This is a genomic window from uncultured Hymenobacter sp. (assembly GCF_964242765.1).
Classification (GTDB): Bacteria; Bacteroidota; Bacteroidia; order Cytophagales; family Hymenobacteraceae; genus Hymenobacter.
Genome location: NZ_CAXTBM010000106.1, coordinates 1 through 11876, shown reverse-complemented (window position 1 = coordinate 11876; position 11876 = coordinate 1). Strand labels below are relative to the sequence as shown.

General features: G+C 54.2%; 9 protein-coding genes. 2 read left to right on the top strand and 7 right to left on the bottom strand.

Annotation, left to right across the window (positions count from 1 at the left end):
• Positions 1-117 precede the first annotated feature (117 nt).
• The 7 genes from ACFE7X_RS23990 to guaB form a co-directional block, all read right to left on the bottom strand.
• Complete coding sequence (locus tag ACFE7X_RS23990; protein WP_375438214.1) at positions 118-1506, bottom strand: peptidylprolyl isomerase; 1389 nt, start codon at positions 1504-1506, stop codon at positions 118-120.
• 379 nt (positions 1507-1885) lie between these two features.
• Positions 1886-4201 carry a peptidylprolyl isomerase gene (locus ACFE7X_RS23985; protein WP_375438213.1) on the bottom strand — a complete coding sequence of 772 codons (2316 nt, stop codon included), beginning with the start codon at positions 4199-4201 and terminating at the stop codon, positions 1886-1888.
• A 339-nt stretch (positions 4202-4540) separates the two neighbouring features.
• Positions 4541-4963 carry an ATP-binding protein gene (locus ACFE7X_RS23980; protein ID WP_375438212.1) on the bottom strand — a complete coding sequence of 141 codons (423 nt, stop codon included), beginning with the start codon at positions 4961-4963 and terminating at the stop codon, positions 4541-4543.
• 24 nt (positions 4964-4987) lie between these two features.
• On the bottom strand, positions 4988-5317 hold the full coding sequence (locus tag ACFE7X_RS23975; protein ID WP_375438211.1) for an STAS domain-containing protein: 330 nt from the start codon (positions 5315-5317) through the stop codon (positions 4988-4990).
• A 14-nt stretch (positions 5318-5331) separates the two neighbouring features.
• Positions 5332-7431 carry a SpoIIE family protein phosphatase gene (locus tag ACFE7X_RS23970; RefSeq protein WP_375438210.1) on the bottom strand — a complete coding sequence of 700 codons (2100 nt, stop codon included), beginning with the start codon at positions 7429-7431 and terminating at the stop codon, positions 5332-5334.
• Between the two features lie 208 nt (positions 7432-7639).
• Positions 7640-8080, bottom strand: a complete 441-nt coding sequence (locus ACFE7X_RS23965; RefSeq protein ID WP_375438209.1) for a hypothetical protein — start codon at positions 8078-8080, stop codon at positions 7640-7642.
• Positions 8081-8277: 197 nt separating this feature from the next.
• Positions 8278-9759, bottom strand: coding sequence for an IMP dehydrogenase (guaB, locus tag ACFE7X_RS23960; protein ID WP_375438208.1), 1482 nt, complete (start codon positions 9757-9759; stop codon positions 8278-8280).
• A gap of 268 nt (positions 9760-10027) precedes the next feature.
• On the opposite strand from guaB, the gene ACFE7X_RS23955 reads away from it, so the two are divergent.
• Both ACFE7X_RS23955 and ACFE7X_RS23950 read left to right on the top strand, forming a co-directional pair.
• Positions 10028-10876, top strand: a complete 849-nt coding sequence (locus ACFE7X_RS23955) for an oxidoreductase (RefSeq protein WP_375438207.1) — start codon at positions 10028-10030, stop codon at positions 10874-10876.
• 426 nt (positions 10877-11302) lie between these two features.
• Positions 11303-11876 (top strand): FRG domain-containing protein (locus ACFE7X_RS23950; protein WP_375438206.1); only part of this gene is annotated, 574 nt, incomplete at its 3' end.

Sequence of the window (11876 nt, the reverse complement as noted above, 5' to 3'; positions counted from 1 at the left end):
GTGCGCATTCTGTGAAGGTTAAAGACTGATTGTTGATTGTTAACCGTTGCGAAAAAAAGTTGATTGTTGCTTTCGCCGCTGCGGCAAAGCAACAATCAACCATTCAACAATCAGCAATTAATTTACCGTATTGAGCAGCTTGCAGCCACTGTACTGCGGGTCGACTTCGATGAAGACACTGCCGCGGTTCTTCTCAAACCACTCATCCAGCGCCTTGTTTTTCTTTTCCGACAACGCGGCCTGCGCCAATTTTTGGTAGTCGTCTTTGAAGTTGGCTTGGTGAGGCGGCGTATTCGATTTCAACCAGATAATACGCATAGCGTCTTTGCCATCGTCGGTGCGGTAAGGCATGGGAGGCGTAACGTGGCCCACCTTCATGGTGTCGATGGTGAAGAAGATAGCCGGATCCAGCTTGTCGAGCGGCAGGTAGCTGCTACCGTCCTCACGGTTCTGGAGCAAGCCTCCGTTGGCGCCCGACTGCTTGTCGTCGGAATTGTCTTTGGCAGCTTTGGCAAACGTGATGCTGTCGGCCAGAATACGGCGGCGCAAGGTGGTGAGGTCCTTTGCGGCTTCGTTCACGTCGGTGCTACCAGTAGTGGGCTTCAGCAAAATATGGCGGGTGCTGAACTGGTCGCCTTTGCGCTCGATCAGCTGAATAAGGTGAAAACCAAATTGGGATTCCACTACCGGCGAGAGGCCACCCGGCTCCAGCCGTAGCGCTGCCGCCTCGTATTCAGGCACCAATTCTTTGCGCTTGAAGAAGCCCAAGTAGCCGCCCTGTGCTCCCGAGCCGGGGTCTTCGGAAAACTGCTTAGCCAGCGCCTCGAAACTTTCGCCGGCCAGAATGCGGGCTCGCAAGTCGTTGAGTTTGGCTTGGGTTGCTTGCTTGGCCGAGGTATTTACCTTGGCAAACTTGATGATCTGGCCGACTTCCACTTCCGTAGAATAGTAGGGAAGGCTGTCTTTGGGAATACGGTTGAAGTACTGCCGTACTTCCCGGGGCGTCACAGTCACTTTGCCGGCAATCTGCTCCTGCATCTTCTGCTGAACTAATTGCTCTTTCACCTGGGGCCGCAAGTCTTCCTTGAGCTGCTTGATGGGCTTGTTGTAATACTCCTCTAGCTTCTTCTCCGAGCCGATTTGCTGGGCAAAGTAGTTCATGCGGCGGTCCAACTCACCTTTCACCTGCGAGTCCTCCACTACCACCGAGTCCGTTTCGGCTTTAGCCAGCAGAAGCTTGTTGAGCGCTAAGCTTTGCAGCACTCTACACTGCATATCGGGAGGCAGGGGTTTGCCATCGGCCCGAGCCTTTTCCTGCGCCATGATGGTTTCCAGGTCGGAGCGCAATACAATCTGATTGTCGATTTTGGCAATAATACCATCAACAATCGTTTGGCCGACGGGGCGGCCTACGCCCAATTGGGCGTAGCTGGCAGAAAAGGTGCCAGCTAGCAGCAATACGGTCAGTAAGGCTGCCCGTTTCAATACATTAATAGAAGGAGTCATGGGATGATTCAAGAGGTATGTTCGGTACCGAGCAACAGTACTACCGAACCAGGCAGCCAACAGAACGCAGAAAGCCACGCGTAAATTTCAACATAAATCCTTTCTCCGACAAAAACCAGACGGCATCTAGATTTCAAAGCAAAGAGACCAGAACTGGTTGCTGCGTTGCATGACAGTTGAGGCCGCATTTCAAAATGCTTGGACTGCCTTGCATCACCAAAAGTAAAAGAGCAAATGGCATTGCAAAGCCCTACTCAACTGGTTTATTCGAATAGGCTTTTTGCGCAGTTCCAGCGGCACTTTCATAATTTGAAAGTTGGATTGTAGCCAAACAAAAAGCCCCGGCCGAAACCGGGGCTTTTCCTTAACACGTTCGGGGCTACTTAGATACCAACTTGTCTACTTCAGCCGTGTTGATCTGGACCGGGTACTTGGTGCGAAGCTGCGCTATCCATTCTTTTTCCAGGAAATTCTGATAATCGGAAGTGGCAAGGCCACGCGCTTCAGCCAGTGTTTTGGGGCCAGCGGGCAACGTCTTGTCGATAACAACGGTGAAGTAGCGGCCGTCCTTTTGCACATCGTACGAGCCGGGGCCCCGGCTCATCAGCTCGTCAACCACCTTGTTGTCGCCTTTGGCAAAGGCCTTCTGCGTGATTTGGACCGACAGCGGATTTTGCGCGTTCAACTGCTCTTCCAACGCCGTAACACTGGAGCTGAATACAGCAGGAGCCAAGGTATTGTCGGTGGTAGCTTTGGTTTGCGCGGTTTGCCTGATGCGGCTGGCGGGCAAACCCTTGCTGGTAAGGTAAGTGGCTACGGCCGCCGCCCGCCGCTGCGCAAGAGCCGCGGTTTCGCCTTTCTTGTAGCGGCCCGTAAGAGTCACACTCAAAGCGGTGTCGGCTTGCATGGTGCTAGCCAAAGCATCCAGGGTCAGGCGCGAGCCTTTCGTAATCTTATCGGTGCTGCCGGTGAAGCCAATAGGCTGAGGGGCCAAACGCGCTACAGCATAGCGGCCAACTTCAAGCTGCTGCCGGGCCTGCGTCAGCAGAGCCGGCGAGGCCGCGCTAATAACCGTGCCCTGTACCCGGTTTTCCCACTGATATTTGCTTTGGTTTTCAGTGAAGTATTTCTGCAAGCCCACGGTGTCCTCAATGGCCTTGCTCCATACTTTTTCGTCCATGAGTTGAAACAGCAAAATACCGTCGCGGTACTCCTTTACCAACATCCGGTAGTCTTCGTACTTGTTTTCGAGGTTGTTCTTCTCGAAATCAGTTAAGCTCTGCTCTACGTATTGGTCGTAGAGCTGCTGGGCTACAAAGCGCGGTTCGGCACCAGGCCGGGGCCGTTGGTTTTTCTGGACGTAAGTCAGGAAATCAGCTACCGTGTAGTTCTTATCTTTGATAACGAATAGCGCAGGCTCGGCCGTGCCGCTTTGTTTTTTGCTGGGCTTGGAAACCGTGGTTGGCTTGGTAGGGGCCGTATACTTGAAGCGGCCATTTACCACCGACGTATCAATTTTCGCGAAGGCATCCGCTTTCGCCGCCTCAAATTCTTTGAACTGGTTTTCAGTGCGTATGCGCTTCAAGAAAGCGGCTTTGTTTAACTCCGAGCGGGAATCCTTGGCTACTTTGCTTTTCAGCGTGGGCTCCATGGCTTCAAACGTCGGCACCGGCTGCTTCTCAAGCAGCTTGATGATATGCCAGCCATACGGCGTTTGAACGGGCGCTGAAATCTGGCCCGGCGTCTGGAGCTTGAAGGCAACTTCCTCGAACGAGGGAATCATGCGGCCCGTCCCGAAGGGCGGCAACTCCCCGCTATTGGCTGCCGAACCCGCATCTTCCGAAAACTGGGCTACCAGCTTCTCCCAATTCTCTTTGCGCTGCGTGAGGCGGCTATAGAGCTCGTCGATTTTCTTCTTCGCCGTCACCGAGTCCGCTTTTGGCATGTTGGGCGTGGCCCGGATCATCAGGTGGGCTACCTTGATTTCGCCTTGTGCGGGCCGCACATCGTTTACCTTAATCAGATGATACCCAAAGCGCGTACGAATTGGCTGGGATACCTGCCCGACCGGCGTCTTAAATGCGGCCGTCTCGAAGGGATACACCATCTGCATGGCGGTGAAGTAGCCCAGGCGTCCGCCGTTTTCGCGCGCCGAAGGGTCTTCACTGACCTCGCGGGCAATCTGCTCGAAGTTGGCGTTGCCACCCACACGTTGCCGCAGCGCCACTACTTTTTGGTAGGCAGTTAGCGTGTCGGCGGGTGTCGGCTCGGCGGGCAAGCGCACCAGAATATGAGAAGCATTCACTTCTTTGCTCATCCGCTCATATGCCTCCCGTACTAGTTGGTCGGTTACGCTTTTTTCGGTGAGGTAGGGCTGCGCTAATTGCTGCTTGTAGCCGTCCAGCTCCCGCTTGAACGCCTGCGTGGTATCAAGGCCGCGCTGCTCGGCTTCCAGCACCTTCAGCTTGAAATTGGTGTACAGATCCAGATACTCCGCGACGCTGGCGCGCGTGCCGTATTCAGGGGCGGAGCTGTTGTTTTTGCGGTAAACGTAGGCAAACTCCCCCGCTGGTACCGGCGTGGTGCCAAGCGTTTCAACAACAGGTTGTTTGGCGGTGGTAGTGGGTTTGGTCGCCTGACAGGCGGCTAGTAGCGCGACGGCAACGGTGCCGGCGTACAAAATGCGTTTGTGCATATAAGATATAAGAAACTGCAATACGCAGTAATTGCCCCCCAAAGTCGACTGAGCGTAGCGAACTGCCTGTTGCAATTTTACGTAATTTTTTTCGCCTGCTCGCTACCTGAACTCGTCATCTAGTACAGGCGCTTCTTGTTAAAGCCATAGCGCTGCACCCGTACGCGCCACTGGTTGGTACTTGTTCCAGCTGCCCAAAACTTAATCGGCTGTCCTTTTCTCTCACCTTAATTTGTGCGGCCGCTCAGTTCGGTAACTTGCTGGTGGGGGCAGTAAATGGATGATAATACCTACTCAAGAAGCTGGGTTTACCTAGCGGGAAACAGCAGGGTACTGGCTTCAACTCGGCACCACCCAGCGCTTGTAGAGTCGGCAAACGTTCTGGCTACCATTGGAAGTGAATTCCACCCGGTCCATAATACGGTTAACCAGGGTCATGCCCACGCCGCCTTTCTTGCGTTGCCGAATGAGATCTGGCAGGTCGGGTTCGCTGTAAGTGGAGGGGCTATAATAAGTGGCCGCGTTATCGAGTATCTCGATAGCAAATGACTGGTCTTCAACGTCTATAGCTAAGTCCAGATACTGCGACTCGTCTTCGCCGTTGGCGTGGATAATAAGATTGGCAACTACCTCGTCTACTGCCAACACAATTTGGTTGAGTTCCAGATTCGACAGGTTGTGGTCTAGCAGGGAAGCCGTGACGAAGTCACGGACAGCCTTTAGGTTGCCTCGGCTACAATTGATCCGAAGTGCGTTTTTCATCCCCGCTGATTGTTTGGAATAAGTCTATACGGCAGTGGCTTCAGCTTCCGATGGCACAATGGTCATCAGCGTGTCGAGGCCAAGAATCTCGAATACGTTATACACTTTGTCTTGCATGTTGAAGAAAACAAGCTTCACGCCTGCGTCTTGAAATTGCTGTAGGTGCGAAATAAAAACGCCCAAGCCAGCCGAAGAAATGTAGTTCAGTTGCTTGCAATTGATGAGTACTTTTTGAAACTGAAGGGTTTCGGGCTTGGCCAATTCCGTATCCAGTAATACCGAGGAGCTAGCATCCAGTTCACCATCAAGGTTTAGGCTGAGGGTGCCCGCGGAAGAATGTTGAGTTATTTTCATAAGATCAGGGTACGTCAGTTCCTAGTGTCAGGTTGAGAAGATTTGAACTTTACCACCAACAACGTTTGATCATCGTGCATGGGCTGGCCCGCACTGAACTGAGCTAAATCGGTTAGAATCTGTTCCTTAATTTCGTCGGCCTCCATCGAGAAGGTCTGCTCGAGCATGTAAAGCAGCCGTTGTTCGCCATACTCTTCCTGTTCGGCGTTCCGTGCTTCCACAATTCCGTCGGTGTAAATCACCATCACGTCGCCCGGATTGTAATCGTAGAACTGATTTTTGATGTGCTTTTCGTACGTATCGTTTCGGATGATACCCAAGCCCAATCCCGTCGTTTGGAAATAGGAAACTTCCTCTTTTATGGAGTGATAGTAGAGTGTATGGCAGTGTCCGGCCCGAGCAAATACGAAACCAGCATTCTCATAATCGATAATATACAGGGAGGCCGTAATGAAAGCGGACCGTTCCAAACAGCGGGACAGCGCCGCGTTGGCCTGCGTCATAAAGCGGCTGGGTACCGGAAACTTTTCGCGCTCTGAGCGGGCTAAATGGTTTTCCTGCATTAGCGCGTGGAAAATGCCTTTCATCTGGGCCACGTGGAAGGCCGCCGTTACGCCCTTGCCCGATACGTCGCCGATGAGAATAGCTAACTGCCGACCTGGCAAATGCAGAAAGTCGTAGAAGTCGCCGCCTACTTCCCGGGCCGAGGCCGCGTAGGAACTGATATCAAACCAGCTGTCGATGGGCAGGTTCTTAGGAATCAGGCTGTCTTGCACCGCCGAGGCAATTTTCAACTCTTCCTGCACCCGCTGGTTTTCCAGGGAAATATGCACGAGCTGGAGGTTCTCGATGCTAAGTACCGTTTGGCTGGCAAAAGTTTGCAGGATGCTTAAGTTCTCGCGGTCGAAACCGTAGCGATGCACTTTCAACATATAAAGCGACCCGTAGCGACGCTTGGCTGAGCGCAACGGCATCACAATCAGAGAGTTGTACGGCAAGCCTAACTCGCGAAAACCGCTACTGCTGGAAAGGTCGTTGTTGAGGTACTCGGTGTGATGTAGCTTGTACTCTTGCAGTAAGTGCTGCACCCCATCGGCCTGCTCCGGCGAGACCTGGTAGTACTGTACGGTCGTGGTGCTGTTATCGTCTTCGAGCGTAAGCCAAGCTGCGTCAGCATCCATGGTTTGCACAGCGGAGTCGAAAAGCATAGCATACACTTCCTCCTCGTTTTGGCCTTTCTGGATAAGCTGCGTTAGGCGCTGCATGCTTAGAATCTCTTCCCGCTTTTGCTCGAATACGCCAGCCGTAGGTAGGTTGAAAACAGTAACCATCAGCCCCATGAAGGCATAGAAGGCCCCAAAAAACGCATTGAGGAGCAAGAAGGCATGTTGCGGCGCTGGAGCTACGAGCTTGAGGTCGTAGCGAATGCGCAGGAAGTAAGCCACAAACACCGCCATAGCCAGCATAATGGCTATTTGCAGCAGCACCGCCTCCCACTTCTGGCGGCGGTTGAGGTAAGCCACCCACTGCTGATTACCACTTAAATACACTCCGAAAACGCCTAGTCCACCTACAATCAAGTAGTCGATGGGGTGAGGCGGTACCCAGTCGAGCAAGCGGAAAAGCAGCGTAAAGCCGAGCATAACCTCAAACCACACCCATTGGCGTTGCACGCGGGCAGAAGCCCGAAAAAGCACCAGGCTGCGCCAAGAGTAGTTGGTATATGCCAGGAATACAACGAACAAAGCCAGATTAACCGTGTAGACGCAGGCAAAGAAGGTTTGGTCGTTAGTCGGCAGCTTCATTTGCACAAACCGCTCGAGCAGGTGGAGTCCCACGCAGGCGGTAGCCAGCATACCCGGCCCCAATACCAAGCGGCGAAGCAAGCCAACAAAGTCGTTGCCGTGCAAGGGGTCGGGGCGGCCGCGTTGGTAGATGAAGGCCCCAGCGGCGAAAGCAGCCTGGGCCGCCAGGGTTATCCACTCGGGCCAGGGGCCACCTAGCCATTCGGCAACTCGGCCATTGGTATTGCTTAGCGTGCTAACGAGCAGCAACAGCCAGCTAAGGGCAGTGAGAGGAAAAGTAACAGCTTTCAGCTTCTGGCGAAAGGGCATAGAGTATGAAACAGAGCCGGCTCGGTGAAGAAAGCGGCAGGCTCAAACAAAAACGAACCGCTAAGATATAAGTGCGGCAGGAATATTGTTGCCTGCGCGCTTCAACCAAGTCCGGGTAAATTTTTTCTTTAAAAAAGAAAAGTCAGCAACCGCACGGGCTGTTGACTGGAAGGGTAAGTAAACTAGAAATAGGGGAAACTGTTTTGCACTAGCGTCGGCGCTGAACCCAGGCCAGAGAAGAAGATTGGCAGGCCTGACGTACCCAATCGCGGGCATCCTGCGCCGAACTGAAGTACACTGTTTCCAGCGGAGCATAAGTTTCTTGTTCACTCCCGCTCATGATGTTATAAATGCTCGAGCGGTTGAGCGCATCGGTGGAAATAACTATGGCTAGAAACTCGATGTCGAGTAGTTGAAGCCGCGGAAGCCACTCCATTTTAAGCCATTCCTGGTCCTCGGGGCAGATGACGTGCATGTCCGTCATGTTGGCAATCCAGGTCCGAATGTGGCGCTCTTCAGCAAACTGAAGGCTTTTCTGTACTCCTACCCGCAGCTCGTCTCCGTGCGTGCGGCCCCGCCATTCCAGTTCCAGAGAATGGAGCAGCGGCTCGTAATGAACGTGCAAATAAGACGAACTGAAAACGCGCATAGTGGAAGCTGCGTTTGTGCTTGCCTGAATCCTAAATCGTTGCTATGGCAAGAAGTTAACTATTGAAAATACGCTAAATAACTGGTTTTTCCTAGGTACGCGGTATATAGATAGTTGCAGATAATGCCCTCACTTGCACAACGAAGCGGACCGGTTCCAGAGGGGCCGGTTCGCTTCGTTGTGCCCCAAGCTACTAGCTACTTGGTGCTGTAGTTTGGAGCTTCTTGCGTGATCTGTACGTCGTGGGGGTGCGATTCGCGCAGGCCGGCTCCGGTGATGCGCACGAAGCGGGCTTGTTGGAGGTCTTCGATGGTAGCAGCCCCGCAGTAGCCCATGCCGGCCCGCAACCCGCCAGCTAGTTGAAAGAGCACTTCGGCAGCGAGGCCCCGATACGCTACGCGCCCCACAATACCCTCCGGTACGAGCTTCTTCACGTCGTCTTCGGCATCCTGGAAATACCGGTCCTTCGAACCGTCTTCCATGGCTTCCACCGAGCCCATGCCGCGGTAGCTCTTGAATTTGCGGCCTTCGAAGAGCGTAATTTCTCCTGGCGCTTCCTCGGTGCCAGCCAGCAACGAGCCAATCATGATGGTGCTCGCGCCTGCTGCCAGAGCCTTCACTACGTCGCCCGAAAACTTGATGCCGCCATCGGCAATAAGTGGAACACCGGTACCTTCCAAGCCGCGGGCTGCTTCGAGCACCGCCGAAAGCTGCGGTACGCCAATGCCGGCAATGATGCGGGTGGTGCAGATGGAGCCGGGGCCAACACCCACTTTCACGGCGTCGGCGCCGGCATCGGCCAGGGCGCGGGCACCTTCGGCAGTGGCCACGTTACCGGCTATTACTTCAAGCTTGGGAAATTTCTGCTTCAGGTCCCGAACGGCATCGAGTACGCCTTTGCTGTGGCCGTGGGCGGTATCCACGCTAACTACGTCTACGCCAGCTTCCACGAGGGCCGCTACCCGGTCCAGCAAATCAGGCGTTACGCCTACCGCGGCGCCTACCCGCAGGCGGCCGTACTCGTCTTTGCAAGCGTTGGGAGTGCGGCGGCGCTTACGGATGTCTTTGTAGGTGATAAGGCCCACCAGTCGGCCATCGGTATCGACAACCGGCAGTTTTTCAACTTTCGATTCTTGCAGAATATCCTCGGCGTCAGCGAGTTCGGTGCCCGCCTTGGCGGTTACAAGGGGCGCATGGGTCATAACTTCCGTTACGTGCCGGCTCATGTCCTTCTCGAAGCGTAGGTCGCGGTTGGTTAGAATGCCTTTGAGATGGCGCTGCTCATTGACGATAGGAATACCGCCGATGTTGTTGTCGCGCATCATCTTCCGGGCGTCGCCGAGGGTGGCGGCTTCCAACAGCACAAACGGGTCGAGAATCATCCCGCTTTCCGAGCGTTTGACGCGGCGCACTAATTCAGCCTGCGCCCGGATGCTCATGTTTTTGTGGATAACACCGATACCACCTTCCTGCGCCAGCGCAATAGCCATTTCCGACTCCGTGACGGTATCCATAGCGGCCGAAACGAAGGGGAGCTTCAGGCGAATATTGCGGGTGAGCTGAGCACTAGGATCGGTGTCGCGGGGCAGTACTTCCGAGTACGCGGGAAGCAGCAGAACAGCGTCGTAGGTGAGTGCCTCGAAGGCAATTGTGGAAGTGGAGGCGGCGGAATCAGCCATGGCAACAAGGAAGTGAGGTTTCTCTTATTGCCGGTCAAAGCTACGGCGAAAAGTTGGGATGCAGATTATCAAATGGTTGTTTTCGTTGAAGAAGTATACCTATTAGAGGTCCGTCTTGCTGCGCTTGCCCAGGCAGAACAAGCTGATTTAGTAACAGCGTTGTGTTCAATCACTTTTCTACGCGTCTTTAAAACCTCTACTGCCATTTTAGAGTTGAAAAGGCCGCCGTTGCCTTATAGCGGCGCATCTTTCCCTTTCGTTTTAAACAATGGCAACTGACAACAAGAATTGGTTTATCACCGGTGCAAGCACCGGTTTTGGCAAAGAACTGGCCGAATACTGCCTCAGCAAAGGCGACAAAGTAGCCGCCACGTTCCGCAAGCAAGAGCAAGCCGACGAATTCACAGCTAAGGCTGGTGAAAACAGCCGCGGCTTGGTTTGTGAAGTTACCGACGAGCAGCAAGTAAAACAGGCTATAAGTGATGCCATTCAGGCACTCGGCCACCTCGACGTAGTTGTAAACAACGCGGGCTACGGCTCGATGGGCAGCATCGAGGAAATTTCGGCTCAGGAGGTGCAGCGTCAATTCGACGTGAACGTGTTCGGGCCATTGCACGTGCTGCGGGCAGTGCTACCGCACCTGCGCGAGCGGAAAAGCGGCCACGTACTCAACATCACCAGCATCGGTGGGCTGAAAACTTTTCCTGGCGTGGGCGTCTATAACGCCAGCAAGTTTGCGCTTGAGGCTATTGGCGAGAGTTTGGCCCAGCAAGTGAAGCCGCTTGGCATCCACGTCACCAATATCGAGCCCAGCGGTTTCCGTACCGATTGGGCCGGCCGCTCCGCCAGCTTCGTCGATACGGCCATCGAAGACTATCGCGCTACCGTTGGCGAGAATCTGAAAGGTATCCAGAGCTACAGCGGCAAGCAACCCGGCGACCCGCAACGCGCCGCCCAAGCCATGTTCGACTTGGTGCGCCAAGAGAACCCGCCGTTGCATTTGCCCCTCGGCAAAGCTGCCGTAAAAGGCGCGCGTGACAAGTTTACGGGCTTGCTGCAAGAGCTGGAAGGCGTAGCTGCTATCGGTGACGCCGCCGATTTTCCGGAAGGACACTAAAAGCAGTGGAGTTCAACAAAACTCGGCTGTCATTCTGCATAAACGCAGGACGACAGCCGAGTTTTTGTTAACTGGCAAAGGTGAAATAAAAATACTGCGCGCTTGCCGCAGCGCTTCGCCGAACTTCTGGTTCTGAAACGCGTGTAGGGTAGTAGGGTGGATAAAGTTCGTGAGTGAGCTTGGGCGAGCAGGCCGTGTTTCAACTCGTGCCATACGTGCAACTCGTTGAAAGAAACAGCATGCGGCTATATAAAGCGACGAAGACGACAGACCGCTAATAGATGACGAGCATTAGCTCCGGTACATCTTCCCATTGTTGCATGACAGTTGTTTGGTATGCGGAATTCTGGCACTTCATATATCTGCTCTCACCCGTGCTGGGCATATCTTGAAAACCAATAGCTCTTTCCATTAAACGTATTTCCTGTGCCGCTTTCCGCTAACGACATACACGTCACTTCCTGGACTGACTTGCAAGAGGCGCTCTTCCGCGACACCTGGGATGCGCGAATTGGGCGCTTTCGTTCGCCGTTTGTGTACCGGGGGCTGCGTTCTTCTCAGTGGCTGCTCACTACCAGCCTGCAACGCCTTGGCGGCGAATACCAGGAACTGGAAAACCATTTGCTGCGCAACTTCCGCAAATATGGCCGCGACTTCACGCAGCCCGGCGCCTCCGTCTGGAACTGGCTGGCCTTGGCCCAGCACCACGGCTTGCCTACCCGCCTCCTCGACTGGACCTACTCGCCCTACGTGGCCCTGCACTTCGCCACCGACGACTTGGAAGCTTACGGAGACGACGGCGTAATATGGGCCATCAACTACGTATTGGCCGCCGAATCCTTGCCGCCCAGCTTGCGCGAAGCCCTGCGGGCCGAGGGTTCCAACGTATTCACGCCTGAACTGTTGGAACCGCTCTGCACCAACCTGCGGGAACTGGAATTACTACGCGACGAGGAGTTTCTGCTGTTTTTGGAGCCTCCGTCCCTCGATGCCCGCATCG

What these genes read in the sequence shown, in the direction of transcription:
- ACFE7X_RS23990 (WP_375438214.1), bottom strand. Translation starts at nt 1,506, where the DNA reads ATGACTCCTTCTATTAATGTATTGAAACGGGCAGCCTTACTGACCGTA.
- ACFE7X_RS23985 (WP_375438213.1), bottom strand. Translation starts at nt 4,201, where the DNA reads ATGCACAAACGCATTTTGTACGCCGGCACCGTTGCCGTCGCGCTACTA.
- ACFE7X_RS23980 (WP_375438212.1), bottom strand. Translation starts at nt 4,963, where the DNA reads ATGAAAAACGCACTTCGGATCAATTGTAGCCGAGGCAACCTAAAGGCT.
- ACFE7X_RS23975 (WP_375438211.1), bottom strand. Translation starts at nt 5,317, where the DNA reads ATGAAAATAACTCAACATTCTTCCGCGGGCACCCTCAGCCTAAACCTT.
- ACFE7X_RS23970 (WP_375438210.1), bottom strand. Translation starts at nt 7,431, where the DNA reads ATGCCCTTTCGCCAGAAGCTGAAAGCTGTTACTTTTCCTCTCACTGCC.
- ACFE7X_RS23965 (WP_375438209.1), bottom strand. Translation starts at nt 8,080, where the DNA reads ATGCGCGTTTTCAGTTCGTCTTATTTGCACGTTCATTACGAGCCGCTG.
- guaB (WP_375438208.1), bottom strand. Translation starts at nt 9,759, where the DNA reads ATGGCTGATTCCGCCGCCTCCACTTCCACAATTGCCTTCGAGGCACTC.
- ACFE7X_RS23955 (WP_375438207.1), top strand. Translation starts at nt 10,028, where the DNA reads ATGGCAACTGACAACAAGAATTGGTTTATCACCGGTGCAAGCACCGGT.